The organism is Streptomyces sp. NPDC004838 (assembly GCF_053600955.1).
The window spans coordinates 130,246-147,314 of record NZ_JBSGAW010000016.1 but is presented as its reverse complement, the minus strand read 5'-3'; the positions used below and the strand labels follow the sequence as shown (position 1 = coordinate 147,314).

Here is a 17,069-nt window from a genome sequence, read left to right as displayed (position 1 = left end):
ATCCGGCGCGCCTCCGCAGCTGGAGGCGCCGCGCTGTGCCGTCCCGGGAAGGCATCGAGTGAAAGATCCCGACTTCGAGCAGTTCGAGCGACAGACCAAGGGGCGCACCTTCGGAGATTTCGCGCCCCACCAGGAATTCGAACATCACTGGGGGCGGACCGTCACCGAAGCGGAGAGCATTCTGTTCTCCACCTCGACTTGCAACTGGAATCCGCTGTACGTCAACGCCGAGTTTGCGCGGGCACACGGCCACCCGTCGGTTGTCGTCAATCCGGTGCTGGTGCTCTGCATCGTCGTGGGGCTCTCGGTCGAGGACCTGAGCGAAGCCGGCGGCCCGTTCCTCGGCGTGGACAACGTGGAATTCGGCAGCCCCGTCCATCACGGGGACACCCTCACCGCGAAATCCGTCGTGATCGCGGTCCGGCACTCCGCGAGCCGGCCCGGCAACGGGATCATCACCTGGCAGACCACGTGCTCGAACCAGTCGGGTGCCGAAGTGGTCCGTCTGCGGCGCACGAATCTGGTGCGCGCATGATGAGGTTCATCGGGAGACGGCTCGTCGCCTCGGTCGGACTGGTGGCCGTGGTGAGCTTCCTCGTCTTCACCCTGCTGCACCTCTCCCCGGGCTCACCGCTGACGACCCTGCTGGGCGGACAGGACGCGAGCGAGGAGCAGATCGCCGCAGTCGTCCGCGAGCACCACCTTGACGATCCCTTCCTCGCTCAGTACTGGCGGTGGCTCGCGGGCGTGGTCCAGTTCGACTTCGGCCGCTCCACCGTGTCGCACACCCCGGCGATGAGCCGGATCGTCGAGTTCGCGCCGGTCACCGCGCAACTCGCGGCACTCACCCTGGTGATCGTCGTACTGATCGGGATCCCCCTCGGGATGGCCGCGGGTCTGCGCCGCGGCCGGGCGTTCGACCGGGCGACCTCGTTCCTGACGGTGATCGGAATGAGTTCACCGCCGTTCGCGACCGGAGTTCTGCTGATCTACGTCTTCGGAGTGGGGCTCGGTATGCCGGTCTTCGGCGCGGGAGACGGGGGCATCGACCGGCTGCGGCACCTCGTGCTGCCCGCGGTGACGCTGTCGGTGGTCCTGATCGCTCTGGTGGTCCGGCAGACAAGGGCGGCCGTGCTGGACGTGACCCGGCAGGACTATCTCACCTTCGTCCGGGCACGCGGACTCGGCGTATCGCGGGTGCTGGTCCACTATGTGCTGCGCAACAGCGCACTGCCGGTGGTGACCACCGTGGGCATCCTCATCATCCAACTCACGGCGGGGACGGTGCTGGTGGAGAGCGTGTTCTCGCTGCCGGGCATCGGCACCCTCATGGTCGAGTCGGTGGAGGCCAAGGACATGCCCGTCATCCAGGCGCTCTGTCTGCTGATCGCCGTGGTCGTCGTGCTGACCAACCTGCTGGTGGACCTGCTCTCCACCCTGGTCGATCCGCGGATCCGCACGGGAGCGGGGGGAACGGCATGACCAAGCACCTGACCCCGAACCCCGACCGTCCGCCCGCCCGGGGCAGTGCCCACGAGCGGTCCGCGATCGCAGCGCCGTCCGCACCCGCCGGGCGCGGGCGTGGCCGGCCGCCCCTCCTGGCGTCCCTTTCGCTGCTGTTCCTCACCGGGGTGGTCATCTGCGCGGTCTTCGGCACCTGGCTGGCGCCCCAGGACCCCTCCGAGCAGGATCCCTCCCTCAGCGTCACCTCACCCGGCGGCGGTCATCCCCTCGGAACCGACGTCCTGGGCCGGGACGTGCTCTCCCGGCTGATCGTGGGCACCCTCTCCGCCGTCGCGGGACCTCTGATCGCCGCCATCGGCATCCTGCTGATCGGCACACTGCTCGGGCTCCTGGCCGGGTACCACGGAGGACGGGTCGACGCCGTGATCTCGCGGGGCGCGGACATGCTGTACTCGATGCCCGCGCTCCTGGTGGCCATCGTGGTGGTCGGCATCGTCAGCGGAAGCTATCCGCTGACGATCGGCGTCATCGTCGTACTGAACGTCCCCGGCACGGTCCGCCTGGTCAGAAGCGCGGCCATCGCGCAGGCCCGACTGTCGTACGTGGACGCCGCCCGCGCCCTGGGGGTCCGGCCCCTGGTGATCGTCACCCGCCACATCCTGCCCAATGTGATGCCCACCGTCGTCGCGACGTTCCTGCTGGAGTTCGTGACCGCGCTGGTGTCGTTCTCGGCGCTGTCGTTCCTCGGTCTGGGGGTCGCTCCGGGCAGCGCCAACTGGGGCACGATGCTCGCCGAAGGGCAGGAACTGATCTTCGAGAACCCGATGATGCCGCTCGTACCGGCGCTGCTGATCGTCGCCACGGCCACCAGCGCCACCCTCGCCGGCGACTGGCTGTACGACAGGACAGCCCTCAAAACGGAGGCACGATGACGAACCCTGTGGCGGATCCTTCACCACTGCTGAAGGCGACCGGGCTCACCGTCGTCTCCTCCACCGGCCACGTACGGCGCCCCCTCGTCAGCGGGATCGGCTTCTCGCTGGCACACGGCGAGGCCATGGGCATCGTCGGGGAATCGGGCTGCGGCAAGTCGATGACCGTCAGATCACTCGTCGGACTCCTCCCTCACCGGGTTCACGCGGAGGGCGAGGTCACCTTCGACGGACTGCCGCTCATCGGCAGGCCGGAGAAGGCGTTCCGCGCGCTGCGCGGGGAACGGATCAGCCTGCTCCTCCAGGACCCGTTCACGATGCTCAACCCGCTCCAGCGGGTCGGTGCGACGCTCCGGGAGTCGCTGGCACCCCGGCTGCGCGCCGACCGGGGCGCGAGCGCACGGGAAGTGACACGCCGGCTGGCGGAGGTGGGGCTCGACGCCGATGTGGCGGGCAGGTACCCGTTCCAGTTGTCCGGCGGAATGCGCCAGCGGGTCGCGATGGCCGCCGCGCTGGCCCGCGACCCCGAACTGCTGCTGGCCGACGAGCCGACCACCGCACTCGACATGTCCTCGCAGGCCGAGGTGCTGGCCCTGCTCGGCGAGCTGCGGCGCAGCCGGGGCATGGCACTGATCCTGGTCACCCACGACCTCGACGTGGCCTTCAGCACCTGCGACACCGTCCAGGTGATGTACGCGGGAAACGTGCTCGAATCCGGACCGGTCGCCGCGGTCGCGGCCCGCCCGCAGCACCCGTACACCCTGGGCCTGCTCACCTCCCGGATCCCGCGCGACCACTACAGGGAGGAACTGACCTCCATCCCCGGCGGTGTGCCCGCGGCGGAGGCGGTGACCGACGGGTGCGCGTTCGCCGCCCGCTGCGCCTGGAGCACGGACGACTGCGGCGCCGGGCGGCCGGAACTGTCCCTGGTGGACAGGGACCACCGGTCGGCGTGTGTGCGGATCACCGGCATCCGCGATGAAATGGACGCCGATCTCGCCGACCGCGGCCCCGGGGGCGGTGCCCGGCCCGCCACCGGCGGGCGCCCGGACGACCTCGTGGTGGTGCGCGGGCTGGGCCGGACGTTCCGCAGCAGGCCGCTGACCGGCGCGCCCCGGTCCACCGTGGCGCTGGACGGTGTGTCCTTCCACATCGGCGAGGGCGAGTCAGTGGGGCTGGTGGGCGAATCGGGCTCCGGGAAGTCGACCATAGCCCGGATCCTGCTCGGCCTGGACACCGCGGACACGGGCGAGATCCGGTACGGCGGGCACCGGGACCCGGCGGACCGGGCCGCGCTCAGCAGCCGTTGGCGCAGGCAGCGGCGGCGGCCTGGAGGAGCCGGGGGCCGCGCTCCCGGAATCCAGATCGTCTTCCAGGACCCGTACGCCTCCCTCAACCCCTCCCTGACGATCGGCTCGACCCTGCGCGAAGCGGCCGGATACCGCCCGCCCGGCCTGTCGGTGGGGGAGCCCGCCCCCACCGAGACCGAACTGCTCGCCATGGTGGGCCTGCCCGCCGCCTACGCGTCCCGCCGCCCGTCGGCCCTCTCGGGAGGCGAGCGCCAGCGTGTCGCCATCGCCCGCGCCATCGCCACCGCCCCCGAACTCCTGGTCTGTGACGAGCCGGTGGCGGCCCTCGACGTCTCCGTGCAGGCCCAGGTGCTGGAGCTGTTCCGCGACCTGCGCAGGAAGCGGAAGATCGCCATGCTGTTCATCACCCATGACCTCGCTGTGGCCCGGCAGATGACGGAACGTGTCATCGTCCTGCGACGCGGCCGGGTCGTGGAGAGCGGCGAGACGGCCGCCGTCCTGGACCACCCGCAGCACTGGTACACCCGCCGCCTCGTCGGCTCGGCCCCGGCGGACGCGACAAGGGAGGCGGCGGTGGGGGATGAGTGAGCGTTTGATGCTCTGTCGCCGCTTCATTTGACGAGGCGGCACCGGCAGATGAGGACCGCGGTGACGCAGACGACGGCGAAGACGTGCTCGGCCTTGCGTTCAGAACGGACGCTACGCGACCACCGCGCGCGCAAGCCGCCGTCCCGCGCGGCCCGCAAACCCGGGCGGGCAGCCACATTCCGTATGCCGTTGCGTGCCACCACGCGCGCGAAGGACAATCCCGTGGCGTCCACCACCACGCCCCGGGACCACGCCCTCCTGCCCTGTCCGAAGATCCCCGCGAGCGGACGGCTCGGCGGCTTCGCGGCCCGGGAATGGGTCGCCGCCGAGAAGGTCCTCGGAGCGCACTCCGCCGCCGTCTGCGACCGCGTCGGAGTCCGCCCGGCCCAACGACGCGAACTGCTGGGCGACGAACTGCTCAACGGTTTCTTCGGGGCCAGCGGGATCCGGCCCGCGCTGGCCGTGGCCGCGGCCCGCTTCGCCACGACACCGCGCACGGTCCGGGGCGAGAAAGCCGGGGCCCGACGGCGTAACAACCGGCGAGTCCCGCGGCGGCGACGTGGTGGGGACCGTCTACGGCGAACCGGCCGACGGCCGTTACCCGCACCCGGACGTCCCCGCCGAGCCCGGAACCGAGCCGGTGCAGACCGGCGTGTGGTACGCACCAGGGGCCTGCACCGGCTGCTCTTCGACGGCCAAGTCGCCACCCCGGACACCCGCTGCTGGATCTCCGACCGTTCGCTCCGCCGGGCCGGCCCCACCGCTGGGCTCGATGCGGACACGCGGGTACGACCCGATACGCTTCTTCACCTGGAGAGTGCTTCTTTCCGTGCAGCCGACAGGACCCTAGACAAGTCCCATCGTTGCAGGTCAGGAGCACTCTCCGCTTATCTGATCAAACCTCGGACACCCCACCTCGCGAAAGCGCGAGGGTTAGCCGAAGGCGGCTACGAAACGGTCCCGCAGCCCGTCGAGGCGTTCGGCGGGCTCGTTGGCGAAGACCAGCCGCAGGTGGTGGCCGCCGTGTGGGCCCCAGCCGGTCATCGGGGTCGCCGCCACCTTCCCGTGCCGGAAGAGCCGTTCGGACGCCTCGGCCGGAGTGAGGCCCAGCATGGTGGTGTCGATGAGCAACGACCAGCCGCCGTGCGGCCGTATGCACGGATAGTCGGCCAGCTCCGACAGGATCAGGTCGCAGCGTTGCCGCCAGGTGAGGGCGGCCGCGGCCACGTCGGCGTCTGCGTCCGGGGCGTCGAGAGCAGCAGCCACCGCCTGCTGAGCGATGCCGACCGGAGTCACCACGTTGGCCATGCCGACCAAGGCGACGTCGGCCATGATGCGCGGCGGACCGACGACCCAGCCGACCCGCCAGCCGATGAGCCGCAGCTCCTTGGATGCGGAGCCCACCGTGATGGTGTGCTCGGCCAGTTGGGGATGGGCGGCGGGGTGCTCCGGAGCCTGCCCGTCGAACCGGATGCGTTCCATGGCCGCGTCGTAGATCACCCAGCAGCCGTGCTCGGCCACCGCCGGGGCCAAGGCGTCCCAGTGTGCGTGACCGAGCAGATCGCCGGTGGGCATCGCGGGGGACATCACCAGGACCGCCGCCGTCTTTGGCCCTACCGCGGCGGCCAGTTCGGCCGGGTCGGTGCGCCAGCCGGTGGGCGTCGGGCGGCATGGCACGTGTCTCGGGACGCCGCCGGCGAGGCGGATTCTGTTGACGAGGCCGGCGTAGACCGGGTCGCCGATCACCACCTCCTGCCCCGGTTCGATGGTGGCCAGCAGTGTGTTGAGGACGCCGTTGAGGCCCCCGGCGACGATCGCGCAGCCTGTCGCCGGGTCGTAGTCGCGGCCGGCGATCCGGCCGACATGGGCGGTGGCGGCCTCACGCAGGCCGCGCCGGCCGTGGAAGGGGAGATAGCTGTTCGCGGCGTCGTCATCGATCGCGAGCCGCGTCACGTCGAGGGCGATCCGAGGCGGCCGCAGGTCGGTGTCGAGATTCTCGAGCCGCAGCATGTCGGGGTCGTGGGCCGCATCGGCGGCGTCTCCCACGATGTCGACACCGATTCCGGGGATGTGCTGCAGGCGCGACACGGGCATGGGACCTCCCATTTCGTTCCATAAACAGAACGTTCTGTTTATGGAATACTAGGTATGGCGGCCCGAGTCGGTCAATGGCCTGGTGGGGAGCGGGAGATATGGAGCTGGCTCAGCAGGTGGGCAGTCGGCTGCGTGAGCTACGAGCGGAACGCAACCTCTCACTGTCCGCGCTGGCGCGCCGGTCCGGTGTCGGCAAGGGCACGCTCTCCGAGCTGGAAGCCGGGCGCCGCAACGCCACACTGGAGACCCTCTACGCGCTCACGACCGCGTTGGGTATTCCCCTCACCGCCGTACTCGGGCCCGATCCGGCGCGAGTGCCGCTGTCAGGCCGCGCCGTGGACGCGGTTCTCGTCGAACGGTACGAGGATCCAGCCGCCATCACCGAGATCTACCGCATCCGCATCCGGACCGGCGCCGTCCAGGAATCGGATGCCCACCCCTCGGGCACCGAGGAGCACCTCATCGTCCTGTCCGGCACCGCGCGCGTCGGCGCGGCCTCGGCCCCGGTCGAGGCGGGCCCGGGTGAGCACGCCCACTGGCCTGCCGACATCCCGCACGTGTACGCCGCAGTGTCCGGTGACGTCGAAGCCATGCTCACCGTGCGCTACCCGACAGGCTGAGGCAAGCCTCCTGCGCCGCTCATCGCCATCGCGCGGCGGGCCGAGCCTTCGGAAGCCGGGCGAGGCCCCGCCCCGATCAGGCGGCCTCGGGTTCGGTGTGGTGGCCGAGCCGCTCGGATTCGTTCTCCTCCATCAAGGCGGCCTGGAGACGCTTCTGAGGGGCCGTCAGCTTCTCGGCGCGGTAGCGCTCCACCGTCCGACGCGAGACGTCCAGGCGCTCGGCCGGCTTGTGACGTGACTTCGGAGTTCCTGAAGCGTTCTCGTCTCGTCCGACCATTCTGCGGCTTGGTCGACGTCGAGGAGGCTCACGCTGACGGCGCCGGTGGTGGTGAAGGACCTCAGCGGGGTTCCGGAGGACTCACAGGATGTCGCGCTGGGCGGCGAAACCGGTCCGCCAGGTCGGCCACTCGGGCTGCCAACCCCGGCTTCGGGCAAGCGCGTTGAGAGCGCCGCGCTCCCACTCCTGCCGACCCGTCACCACGCCGGGTGCGGGCACGCCGAGGGCTTCGGCCAGGGCCGGAAGCCACTCGTGGGCGGGGGCGGGCTCGTCGTCCACGATGTTGACCGGTCCGCCTGGCCAGTCGAGCGCGGCCAGCGCGGCGCCCGCCGCGTCGGCGACATGGACGAAGGAGTTCACGGCGTCGTTCGCCACAGTGCTCCCCAGGAAGCGCGCCGACCGGTCGCCCGCCAGGGCCGCCGCGAAAGCGCCGCCCGGTGCGTACCAGGTGCCGGTCCCGTACAGCAGGCCGTAGCGCAGCAGGACCGCGGTCTCCAATTCGGCCGCCGTCTCCTCCAAGGCCCTGACAGCGGCCACCACCCCGGCCCGGGGTTGAGCGGCCGTGTCATCGAGCGGTGCCACCTCCTCGGCAGGGCCTTCGCCCGGCGCGTACGCCCAGGAAATCGACTGTGCGACGATCCGGCCGACCCCGGCCGCCTTCGCGGCCTCCACCAGGTTCCGGGTGCCCTCTCGGCGCAGTCGGCCGTTGGCGGCCCCGTCCGCGCCGGAGAGGTCGGTGAGCTGGTGGATCAGTGCCTCCGGTGCTGCCGCGCGGACCGCGTGCCGCAGTCCGTCCGCGTCAAGCGCGTCCGCCTGGAACCCCGTCGCTCCGAGGCTTCTGATCCGCTCGATCCCGGCCAGGGACCGTGAGGTCCCGGTGACCTCGTGCCCAGCCGCGACCAGCATCGGGACGAGCAGACTGCCGACAGCGCCGGTGGCGCCAGCGACGAAGACACGCATGAGAACTCCAGTTCCAGGGGTGGCGGTGCGAACTCAGTCTCGATCGGAAGCGCCACGAGCCTAGGTCGTTTCTGGTGGATCAGGCTGGGTCAGGGAGCGGGGTCTGGTGCCGTGGATCGCAAGGCGGAGGAGGGAGTCCATGCGGTGGGGGTACCTCGCGGTCGCTAGGCCCAGGTTGGGGGTACCTCCCGGGCGCTAGGCCCAGGGTGGGGGTACCTCCCGGGCCGCCAGGCCCAGGGGGAGCGGTGCCAGGGCGCGCGAGCCCAGCAAGATCCGTCAGAAGCGGCCTGGTTGGCCCGCTGGCCTGCCGGCTATGGATTTCTCCCTATGGGACCGGGGACCGGCCCGCCCCGCGTAGCCCACCGGCTGTCGGCGGACCCGCCGCCCGCCTCAGGGGCGGCTCGTCCGCGCGCGGTGGCCGCTGCGGGCCAGCCAGCGGCCGTCGCCGTACTCGATCTCGATCGGGAAGGAGAAGCACGCCGAGACCCGCGGGCTGGTGAGCACCTCGGCGGCGGGTCCGGCGGCCCGCACCGTACCGCCGTTGATCAGGACCGCGTGGGTGGTGGAGGCGGGCAGCTCCTCCAGATGGTGCGTCACCAGCACCGACGCCAGCCGGGGATCGGCGGCGTGGAGCGCGTCGATCGTCTGGAGCAGCTGCTCGCGGGCGGCCACGTCCAGCCCGGTCGACGGCTCGTCGAGCAGCAGCAGCGGCGGACCGGGCAGCAGGGCGCGCGCGATGAGGCTCCGGCCGCGCTCGCCCTGGGACAGGGTGGTCCAGGGGGCGTCGGCGATCGCGGAGAGCCCGAGGGTGTCGATGAGGTCGGCCGCCCGTCGCCGCTCGGCCGGTTCGGGGACCCACCGCGGTACGCGCTCGATGCTGCCGGTCGCCCCGGTGAGGACGACGTCCGTGACGGTCAGCGGCGAGCGCAGCGGATGGCGCGGGTCGACATGGCCGATCGACCGGCGCAGTTCGCGGACGTCCACCCGCCCCAGTCGGCGGCCCAGGACTCGGACCGTGCCGCTGGTGGGGTGGTTGACCGCGCCGCACAGGCTGAGCAGGGAACTCTTCCCCGCGCCGTTCGGGCCGAGGAGCACCCAGTGCTCACCCTCCGCGATCCGCAGGCCGACATCGCGGACGAGGGCCTTGCCGCCCCGGAGCAGCGAGACCCCGTCCAGCCGCAGCACCTCCCGGGGCGCCGCGGGCTCCGGGGGCTCGGGGGACGGATGGGGGAGGGGAGTGGTGGTGCTCATGGCTGTGCTCCGCTCGTGGGGAGGGTGGCGGGCCGGCCCGGCTCGCCACCGCGGCCCGGTTCGGGGTCCGGCCCGTGGTCCGGTCCGGGGAGTGGCTCGGGGCTTGGTGCGGGGCTTGGTTCGAGGCGCGGTTCGCGCAGGGTGAAGGTGAGGGCGAAGGCCAGCGCGAGCAGCCCGGTGAGGAGGGCGAACACGGCCGGGACGCCGGAGCGGTCCGCGAGCCCGCCGAGCAGGGGGACGACGAGGCCGCCGAGGGAGAGCGCGAGCCCCAGGGTGACCCCGCTGGCCATGCCCAGCCGGTTCGGGAGATAGGAGTGGGCGAGGGTGATCTGCGGGGCGAAGGGCAGGAACAGCGCGGTCCCGAGCAGGGCCGTCGCCGCGATCACCACGGCCGGGGCGGGCGCCAGGGCGATCAGCAGCATCGCGAGGGCGGCGAGCCCGTACCCGGTCCGCACGACGCGGGGGCGGCCGTGGCGGTCGGCGAGCCAGCCGCCCACGAGGGTGCCCGCCGCGCCCGCCGCGGGGAAGACGGACAGGGCGATGGAGGCCGTACCGGGCGCGGCGCCGAAGGTCTCGATGGAGTGCAGGGAGACGAAGGACGAGGTGCCCACGTACGCCACGGACCAGAACAGCAGCACACCGGTCAGCCGGGCGAACCCGGCCCAGTCGTCGGCGCGCCGGGCCACCGCGGGCTGCTCCGCGCCGGGCGCGGCGGTGTCACCGGCGGCCCCGGCGGATCCGGCCGCGGCGGGAAGGGGCCGGTCGCGGGGGCGGCGGTCCGCCGCCGTCCGGGCCGCGCGGCGGTCCGCCGCGAGCTGGACCGCCCCGAGGACGAGCGCGGGCAGGAACAGCAGCCAGGTCGCGTCCAGCCCGTACGTCCCCACGATCAGCACCACGGCACCCGGCGCGAGTGCCACACCGGCGTTGCCGCCGACGGAGAAGACGCTCATGGAGCGGTTGGTGCCGCCGCCAGCGGTCTTCGCCGCGACCGTGGCGGGCGGGTGGTAGGCGGCGACCCCGATCCCGGAGACGGCGACCGCGGCGCACACCAGCGCGTACGAGGAGGAGACCAGCCCACTGACCGCCACGCCCGCCCCGGCGGTGAGCAGTCCGGCGAGGCTCAGCCAGCTCATCCGGAACCGGTCGCTGAGATACCCGAAGAGCGGCTGGGCAACGGATGACAGGGAGGTCGCCGCGAGCATGATGCCCGCGGCCGCCGCGTAGTCGTAGCGCTCCTCCAGGACGAAGTACGGAAGGAGGGCGGCGACGGCGCCCGTGTAGAAGTCGTTGGCCGCGTGGGTGGCGGTCAGGGCCCACAGCCGGCCGGGGACGGAGGTCCCGTGCAGTCTCATTACTCACCTCAGACGTCAGACAAATGTGGACCTGCCCGGAGGCAAGGGGTCCAGGTGCGGGTGGTCAGTGGCCGGAGGCCGCCTCGATGGTCCGGCGGACGTTGGTCCGGACGGCGGCGGCCGCGGCCGGCTCGTCCTGTGCCTCGATGGCCTCGAACAGCTCCCGGTGGGCGGTGTCGACGTCGTGGCCCGTCAGGATCGCGTCGTCCACGACGCTGTGGAGGGTCTCGGTCAGCACGGTCTCGAAGGTGGTGAACGTCTGGGTGAGCAGATCGTTGTGGGCGGCGTCGATGATGGCCCGGTGGAAGGCCAGATCGGCCGCAACGAAGTCGCGCGCGTGGTCCCGCTGGTCCTCGATCAGCAGATCCCGGCGGGCCAGGGCCTCCCGCATCCGCTCCAGGTCCGCCTCCGTCCGCCGGGCGCACGCCAGGACGGCCGCCTGTACCTCCAGGGCCTCGCGCACCTCGTACACCTCGACGGTCTTCGCCTTGCGCAGCGCGGCGTCGAGGGTCGGCGGCGGGGTGAGGGCGAGGACGTAGGTCCCCGAGCCCTGCCGCGCCTCCAGCAGGCCCGCGTGGGCGAGGGCGCGGGTGGCCTCCCGTACGGTCGAGCGCCCCACGCCGAGTTGCTCGGCCAGGCTCACCTCGCCCGGCAGCGCGGTCCCGACCGGCCACCGGCCGCTCGCGAGCTGTTCCAGGAGCTGTTCCACGGCCAGCTCGACGAGCGCTCCGCGCTTGAGCGACTTCACCATTCCGCCTTTCGTGCTGTCGGGGCTGCTTCCGGACGTTTCGGTCCTCGCGGCTTCCGGGTGGTTCGTACCGGGCCGGGCCGCCGGAGCAGGCGGCCCGCAGGGAGAAGACTACAGATGTCTGAGTACTGGTCGGAGGGCGTACCGCTGTGATCTTCGACGCCTCGGGGAGTGCCCCGGGGCGGGTGAGGTGGTCGGCCCGGCCTGCCTGGGTGGTGCGGCCTTGGCCGGAAATGGATTGCGTCGGAGGTCTTGACGAGCCCTGGGGGCGCTGGCAATGTCTCGAAAAACAGAAGTCCTCAGACATCTGAGGACCGAGAGGATTGCTATGAAACAGCAGGTCATCGTGGTGGGCGCCGGAAACGCAGGGCTGGTCGCCGGCATTGCCGCGGCTGAGGGCGGCGCCGAGGTCACCATCCTGGAGAAGGCGCCCGAGCCGGAGCGTGGCGGAAACACACGCTATACGGCCGCGCTGGTCCGCTTCGGCTTCGACAGCGTCGCCGAGGTGCGGGAACTGCTCCCGCAGATCACCGAGAAGGAGTGGGCCGAGGTCGTCGTCGACCCCTACACCCGCGACACCTTCACCGAAGCGATCATGCACACCTCCCAGGGGTTCGCGGACCCCGACATGACCGACTGGCTCGTCTCCGAGAGCCTCGACATCCTCCGCTGGATGCAGGACCGCGGGATCACCTGGGAGTTCGCCACCTACCTCACCACCGCCGAAGGCGGCAGCCGCGCCTACCGCAACGGCCTGGTGCTCCAGGGCGCCGGCGGGGGAGAGGGCCTGAGCGCCATGGAGTTCGCCGCGGCGGAACGGGCGGGCTGCCGCGTCCGCTACGGCTGCGCCGCCACCGACCTCGTCACCGATGGCGAGGGCTCGGTCGTGGGAGTGCGCGTGCGGGACGCCGACGGCTCCGTCACCGAACTGCGCGGCCAGGTCGTCCTCGCGAACGGCGGCTTCGAGGCCAACCCGGAGATGCGCACCCGCTACCTCGGCCCCGAGTGGAATCTGGTGAAGGTCCGCGGCGTCCCGTACAACACCGGCGAACTGCTCGACGCCGCCCTGCGCGCCGGAGCCCAGGCATACGGCCACTGGGCCGACTGCCACGCCGCCCCCATCGACGTCAACTCGCCCGCCCAGGGCTCACTCGCCACCGGCGAGCGCACCAACCGCACCAGCTTCCTCTACGGAGTCATCCTCAACTCCGCCTGCGAACGCTTCATCGACGAAGGCCGGGACTGGGCCCCGCAGAACTACGTGGCCGTCGGCAAGACCGTCCTCAAGCAGCCGGGCGGCGTCGGCTACCAGCTCTTCGACAGCAAGGTCTTCGACCTGGTCGACCGCAAGTACGACGACGCCACCGTCTTCGAGGCCGACGACCTCACCACCCTGGCGGAGCGGGCGGGGCTGGACCCCGGCCGGTTCACCGAAGCGGTCCGCGCCTTCAACGACGCCGTCGACGACGCCACCCCCTTCGACCCCGCCGTCAAGGACGGCAAGGGCACCCGCGGAGTCCACCCCCCGAAGAGCAACTGGGCCCAGCGCATCGACGCACCGCCCTACCGGCTCTACCCGTACACCGGCGGTATCACCTTCACCTTCGGCGGACTGCGCGTCGACCGCGGATCGCGCGTCCTGCACGCCGGTACGGGACTGCCGATCCCCGGCCTGTACGCCGTCGGCGAGATGACCGGCGGGTTCTTCTACCACAGCTACCCCGCCGGTTCCGGACTGGTCTGCGGCGCGGTCACCGGCCGGGCGGCCGGAATCAGCGCCGCACAGCGGCCGTAGCGGATGTCCGGGCCGCTCGACAACCTACGGAGAACACCATGGCCGCGCATCACGCGAAGCAGACGCAGACACAGTCCGCCCGGGGACCGGGCCACGTCAAGGTGGCCGTCGCCAGCCTCGTCGGCACGTCGATGGAGTGGTACGACTGGTTCATCTACGGGACGGCGTCCGCGCTGGTCCTGGGCAAGCTGTTCTTTCCCGACTTCGACCCCCTCGTCGGCACCCTGGCCGCCTTCGCCACCTTCGCCCTCGGCTTTGTGGCACGCCCCGTCGGCGGGGTGATCTTCGGCCACTACGGCGACCGGGTGGGCCGCAAGACCGTCCTGCTCGTCACCATGGCCCTGATGGGCGTGCCGACCCTGCTGATCGGCTGTATGCCGACGTACGACGCCATCGGCATCTGGGCACCCGTCCTGCTGACCGTCCTGCGCATCGTCCAGGGCATCGGCCTGGGCGGCGAATGGGGCGGCGCGGTCCTGATGACCACCGAGACCGTCCCGGCGAACCGGCGCGGCTTCTACGGGAGCTGGCCCCAGGTCGGCGCCCCCATCGGGCTGCTCCTCGCCACCGGCGTGTTCGCCGTGGTGTCCCTGCTGCCCGAGGCGCAGTTCGAGAGCTGGGGCTGGCGCATCCCGTTCTGGCTCGGCGGCGGACTGCTCGTGGTGGGGCTCGTGATCCGCCTCAAGCTGGAGGAGACCCCCGTCTTCCAGAAGGTCCGCGACCAGTCCGCGCCCGTGCGGCTGCCCGTGGTCGAGGCCGTACGCCGGCATCCGAAGCCGCTGCTCCAGGTCCTCGGCATGCGGTGGGGCGAGAACGTCTCGTTCTACGTCTTCGCCGTCCTGGTGCTCAGTTACGCCACCGAGTACGTCGACGACGTCAGCCGCGGCACCGTCCTCAACGCCACCATGGTCGCCGCCGCGGTCTGCGTCTTCGCCCTGCCCGCCTTCGGGGCGCTCTCGGACCGGATCGGGCGCCGGCCCGTGTATCTGGGCGGTGCGATCGCGGTCGGTGTCCTCGCGTTCCCCTTCTTCTGGCTGGTCGACACGGGGTCGACGGCGGCGATCACCCTCGCGGCGGTGCTGCTGGCCGTCGCCTGGGCCGCGCAGTACGGGCCGCAGGGCGGGTTCTTCACCGAGATGTTCGACCCGGAGGTCCGCTACTCCGGCATCTCGCTGGGCGCCCAGCTCGCGGGGATCGTGGCGGGTGGCCCGACACCCCTGATCGCGGCCTCCCTGCTGGCCTGGTCGGGCGGCTCGGCCTGGCCCGTGGCCACCTATGTCGCCGTCACCGCCCTCATCACGACGGCCGCGGTCCTGTGGACGTCCGAGACCCGCAAGACGGAAGTCGGCAGTCCCGCCGAGTCCGCCGGGACCGGGCCGTCGGCGGCCACCGCCGCGACCCCGCCCGCAACCGAAGCCGGCACCCCGGCACCCACCGAAGAAGCGAGGTGACCGCAGATGTCCCACGCACTGCCCGCCCTGGTCGCCGTCCTGACGGCGGCGGCCGACCGGATGATTCCGCCGGAAGGGGACTGGCCCCTGCCCTCCGGCACGGCCCTGGAGGGATTCCTCGGCGACGCGCTGCGGAGCCGCGAGTCCGACGCCCGCACCGTCCGGGGCATCCGGGCCCGGCTCGACGGCCTGTGCGACGGCGACTTCCCGTCCGCGCCCGGCGCCGCCCAGGACGCCGCGCTCATCTCCCTGGAGGCGGCGGACCCCGCGGCGTTCCGGACGCTGCGCGAACTCGTCTACTACGGCTACTACAGCCGGCCCGAGGTCGCCGAGGTCATCCGGAAGGTCCTCGACTGCGACTACCACTCCCCGCCCCAGCCCCTCGGCTACCGGATCGACGACGCGCCGTTCCTGACGCCGCCGGCCCGCGGCCACTACACCCCCACCTCCGCGATGAGGTCGGCGTACGACCGGACCGCCCTGCACGACCCGCACGACGACCGGGCCGACCGGGCAGCCATCGGCCCCGGGGCCGGACCGAGCACCCACCGGAAAGGACCAGGTGCCGAGAGATGACCGAGCACCACGACGAGACGGACGTACTGATCATCGGCGCGGGCATGGCGGGCGGCGCGCTGGCCAAACTGCTCTCCGACGGCGGCGCGCGCGTCGTCTGCCTGGAGCAGGGCCGCTCCCTCCAGCCCGAGGAGTTCCGCCACGCGTCCGAGACCTGGGAACTGGACAAGACCCGGTACTGGAACACGGCCCCCAATGTGCGCCGCTGGGACGAGGACTACCCGGTCGCGGGCCGGGACGCCGACCGGATCTGGATGATGAGCACCGTCGGCGGCAGCCTCAACCACTACTCCGGCCACTGGCCGCGCTTCAAGCCCTGCGACTTCCGCAAGGGCACCGAGCACGGACTCGCCCCCGACTGGCCCCTCACCTACGAGGACCTGGAGCCCTACTACGACCTCAACGACCGCGAGATGGGCGTCTCCGGCATGACCGGGGACCCGGCCTATCCGCCGAAGTCGCCGCGCGGCACCCGCCCCCTGCCGCTCGCCAACTGGAGCCGCACCCTCGCCCGCGGCTTCGAGACCCTGGGCTGGCACTGGTGGTACATGGACAACGCGATCATCACCGAGGAGTACGACGGCCGGCTGCCCTGCAACAACTGCGGCCAGTGCCGGCTCGGCTGCCCCCGGGGATCGCTCTCCACCACCGCGACCGGCTACTGGCCCAAGGCCCTGCGCAACGGGGCACGCCTGGTGACCGGTGCCCGCGTGGAGCGCATCCTCACCTCCGGCGGCCGGGCGCGGGGCGCGGAGTACGTCGATCTGGCGACCGGTCACCGCCACCGGCAGGACGCCCGGATCGTGATCATCGCGGGCAACGGCATCGGCACCCCCCGGCTGCTGCTGCTCTCCGCCTCGGCCGAGCACCCCGACGGCCTCGCCAACAGCAGCGGGCTGGTGGGCAGGAACCTGATGTTCCATCCGCAGGCGTTCGTCGAGGGGTACTTCGACGAGCCCATGGAGGGGTACAAGGGAGCCCGCGGCTGCCCCGTCTACAGCCACGAGTTCTACGAGACGGACCCCTCGCGCGGCTTCGTCAACGGCTTCTCGTTCCTCGTCGTCAACTCGCCCGGGGCCGGACTCGCCGCGATGGGCCACGCGGCCTCGCCCCCGGTGGCCTGGGGAGCGGGGCACCACGAGGACTTCGCCCGGCGCTTCAACCACCACGCGTACATCATCACCATGGCCGAGGACCTGCCGCTGGAGCGGAACAGGATCACACTGGACGACACCCTGACCGACAGCAGCGGGCTGCCCGCGCCCCGGGTCCGGTACCGGATGGACGACCAGGACCGCCGGCTCACCGAGTTCGCGGTCGCCCGCTCCGAGGAGGTGCTGCGGGCCGCGGGCGCCCATGAGGTCCAGCACTCGGGGGTCTTCGACCAGCCGCCGGGCTACCACCTGATGGGCACCGCGCGGATGGGGACCGACCCGGCCGCCTCGGTGACCAACCGGTGGCACCAGACCTGGGACGTGCCCAACCTCTTCGTCTGCGACGGCAGTTCCTTCGTCACCAGCGCCGGGGTCAACCCCACCCCGACGATCGGGGCCCTCGCCTGCCGCCTCGCCGACTTCCTGCTCGCCGAGGGCGACACGGTCGTACGGGAGAACGCCCTGGTCGCGTGAGCCCCGGCCCGCCCGGGCCCGGC

At 71.9% G+C, this 17,069-nt stretch carries 14 protein-coding genes; 9 read left to right on the top strand and 5 right to left on the bottom strand.

Going from position 1 to position 17,069, the window contains the following annotated elements:
* Positions 1 to 58: 58 nt before the first annotated feature.
* From ACWEFL_RS19840 to ACWEFL_RS19825, 4 genes are read left to right on the top strand one after another with little or no spacing between them, the layout of a single operon-like run.
* Positions 59 to 535 carry a MaoC family dehydratase gene (locus tag ACWEFL_RS19840; protein WP_451714126.1) on the top strand — a complete coding sequence of 159 codons (477 nt, stop codon included), beginning with the start codon at positions 59 to 61 and terminating at the stop codon, positions 533 to 535.
* Complete coding sequence (locus ACWEFL_RS19835) at positions 532 to 1,482, top strand: ABC transporter permease (RefSeq protein ID WP_451714123.1); 951 nt, start codon at positions 532 to 534, stop codon at positions 1,480 to 1,482. The genes ACWEFL_RS19840 and ACWEFL_RS19835 overlap by 4 nt, the downstream gene beginning before the upstream one ends.
* Positions 1,479 to 2,396, top strand: a complete 918-nt coding sequence (locus ACWEFL_RS19830; protein WP_451714120.1) for an ABC transporter permease — start codon at positions 1,479 to 1,481, stop codon at positions 2,394 to 2,396. The genes ACWEFL_RS19835 and ACWEFL_RS19830 overlap by 4 nt, the downstream gene beginning before the upstream one ends.
* Entirely contained in the window at positions 2,393 to 4,294 is a 1,902-nt protein-coding gene (locus tag ACWEFL_RS19825; protein WP_451714118.1) for a dipeptide ABC transporter ATP-binding protein, read from the top strand. Before ACWEFL_RS19830 ends, ACWEFL_RS19825 begins: the two co-directional genes overlap by 4 nt.
* Positions 4,295 to 5,227: 933 nt before the next feature.
* On the opposite strand, the gene ACWEFL_RS19820 is transcribed toward ACWEFL_RS19825, so the two are convergent.
* A complete protein-coding gene (locus tag ACWEFL_RS19820) occupies positions 5,228 to 6,388 on the bottom strand; it encodes a pyridoxal phosphate-dependent aminotransferase (RefSeq protein ID WP_451714115.1) in 1,161 nt (386 codons plus the stop codon).
* Positions 6,389 to 6,486: 98 nt separating this feature from the next.
* On the opposite strand from ACWEFL_RS19820, the gene ACWEFL_RS19815 reads away from it, so the two are divergent.
* Positions 6,487 to 7,008, top strand: a complete 522-nt coding sequence (locus tag ACWEFL_RS19815) for a helix-turn-helix domain-containing protein (RefSeq protein WP_451714112.1) — start codon at positions 6,487 to 6,489, stop codon at positions 7,006 to 7,008.
* A gap of 358 nt (positions 7,009 to 7,366) precedes the next feature.
* Here ACWEFL_RS19815 and ACWEFL_RS19810 read toward each other — a convergent pair whose 3' ends face one another.
* The 4 genes from ACWEFL_RS19810 to ACWEFL_RS19795 all read right to left on the bottom strand — a co-directional run bounded on the left by ACWEFL_RS19810 (position 7,367) and on the right by ACWEFL_RS19795 (position 11,599).
* Positions 7,367 to 8,245 carry an NAD-dependent epimerase/dehydratase family protein gene (locus ACWEFL_RS19810; protein WP_451714109.1) on the bottom strand — a complete coding sequence of 293 codons (879 nt, stop codon included), beginning with the start codon at positions 8,243 to 8,245 and terminating at the stop codon, positions 7,367 to 7,369.
* 390 nt (positions 8,246 to 8,635) lie between these two features.
* Positions 8,636 to 9,496, bottom strand: a complete 861-nt coding sequence (locus ACWEFL_RS19805) for an ABC transporter ATP-binding protein (RefSeq protein ID WP_451714107.1) — start codon at positions 9,494 to 9,496, stop codon at positions 8,636 to 8,638.
* Entirely contained in the window at positions 9,493 to 10,848 is a 1,356-nt protein-coding gene (locus ACWEFL_RS19800; RefSeq protein ID WP_451714104.1) for an MFS transporter, read from the bottom strand. Before ACWEFL_RS19800 ends, ACWEFL_RS19805 begins: the two co-directional genes overlap by 4 nt.
* A gap of 64 nt (positions 10,849 to 10,912) precedes the next feature.
* Positions 10,913 to 11,599: a FadR/GntR family transcriptional regulator gene (locus ACWEFL_RS19795; RefSeq protein ID WP_451714102.1), complete on the bottom strand. Its 687-nt coding sequence runs from the start codon at positions 11,597 to 11,599 to the stop codon at positions 10,913 to 10,915.
* 325 nt (positions 11,600 to 11,924) lie between these two features.
* Here ACWEFL_RS19795 and tcuA point away from each other — a divergent pair, with 325 nt between their 5' ends.
* Genes tcuA through ACWEFL_RS19775 form a run of 4 tightly spaced genes read left to right on the top strand, consistent with a single transcriptional unit; the run spans position 11,925 to position 17,046 of the window.
* Positions 11,925 to 13,391 (top strand): FAD-dependent tricarballylate dehydrogenase TcuA, encoded by a 1,467-nt coding sequence (gene tcuA / locus ACWEFL_RS19790; protein WP_451714099.1) that lies wholly within the window; start codon positions 11,925 to 11,927, stop codon positions 13,389 to 13,391.
* Positions 13,392 to 13,429: 38 nt separating this feature from the next.
* The gene (locus ACWEFL_RS19785) at positions 13,430 to 14,842 is read left to right on the top strand and encodes an MFS transporter (RefSeq protein ID WP_451714097.1); all 1,413 of its coding nucleotides are present in this window, start codon (positions 13,430 to 13,432) and stop codon (positions 14,840 to 14,842) included.
* Positions 14,843 to 14,848: 6 nt separating this feature from the next.
* Entirely contained in the window at positions 14,849 to 15,418 is a 570-nt protein-coding gene (locus ACWEFL_RS19780) for a hypothetical protein (RefSeq protein ID WP_451714095.1), read from the top strand.
* On the top strand, positions 15,415 to 17,046 hold the full coding sequence (locus ACWEFL_RS19775; RefSeq protein ID WP_451714093.1) for a GMC family oxidoreductase: 1,632 nt from the start codon (positions 15,415 to 15,417) through the stop codon (positions 17,044 to 17,046). The genes ACWEFL_RS19780 and ACWEFL_RS19775 overlap by 4 nt, the downstream gene beginning before the upstream one ends.
* Positions 17,047 to 17,069 lie beyond the last annotated feature (23 nt).

Bases quoted from the DNA above. Each gene is read 5' to 3' on its own strand.
- ACWEFL_RS19835 (WP_451714123.1), top strand. From the start codon at position 532: ATGATGAGGTTCATCGGGAGACGGCTCGTCGCCTCGGTCGGACTGGTG.
- ACWEFL_RS19830 (WP_451714120.1), top strand. From the start codon at position 1,479: ATGACCAAGCACCTGACCCCGAACCCCGACCGTCCGCCCGCCCGGGGC.
- ACWEFL_RS19825 (WP_451714118.1), top strand. From the start codon at position 2,393: ATGACGAACCCTGTGGCGGATCCTTCACCACTGCTGAAGGCGACCGGG.
- ACWEFL_RS19820 (WP_451714115.1), bottom strand. From the start codon at position 6,388: ATGCCCGTGTCGCGCCTGCAGCACATCCCCGGAATCGGTGTCGACATC.
- ACWEFL_RS19815 (WP_451714112.1), top strand. From the start codon at position 6,487: ATGGAGCTGGCTCAGCAGGTGGGCAGTCGGCTGCGTGAGCTACGAGCG.
- ACWEFL_RS19810 (WP_451714109.1), bottom strand. From the start codon at position 8,245: ATGCGTGTCTTCGTCGCTGGCGCCACCGGCGCTGTCGGCAGTCTGCTC.
- ACWEFL_RS19805 (WP_451714107.1), bottom strand. From the start codon at position 9,496: ATGAGCACCACCACTCCCCTCCCCCATCCGTCCCCCGAGCCCCCGGAG.
- ACWEFL_RS19800 (WP_451714104.1), bottom strand. From the start codon at position 10,848: ATGAGACTGCACGGGACCTCCGTCCCCGGCCGGCTGTGGGCCCTGACC.
- ACWEFL_RS19795 (WP_451714102.1), bottom strand. From the start codon at position 11,599: ATGGTGAAGTCGCTCAAGCGCGGAGCGCTCGTCGAGCTGGCCGTGGAA.
- tcuA (WP_451714099.1), top strand. From the start codon at position 11,925: ATGAAACAGCAGGTCATCGTGGTGGGCGCCGGAAACGCAGGGCTGGTC.
- ACWEFL_RS19785 (WP_451714097.1), top strand. From the start codon at position 13,430: ATGGCCGCGCATCACGCGAAGCAGACGCAGACACAGTCCGCCCGGGGA.
- ACWEFL_RS19780 (WP_451714095.1), top strand. From the start codon at position 14,849: ATGTCCCACGCACTGCCCGCCCTGGTCGCCGTCCTGACGGCGGCGGCC.
- ACWEFL_RS19775 (WP_451714093.1), top strand. From the start codon at position 15,415: ATGACCGAGCACCACGACGAGACGGACGTACTGATCATCGGCGCGGGC.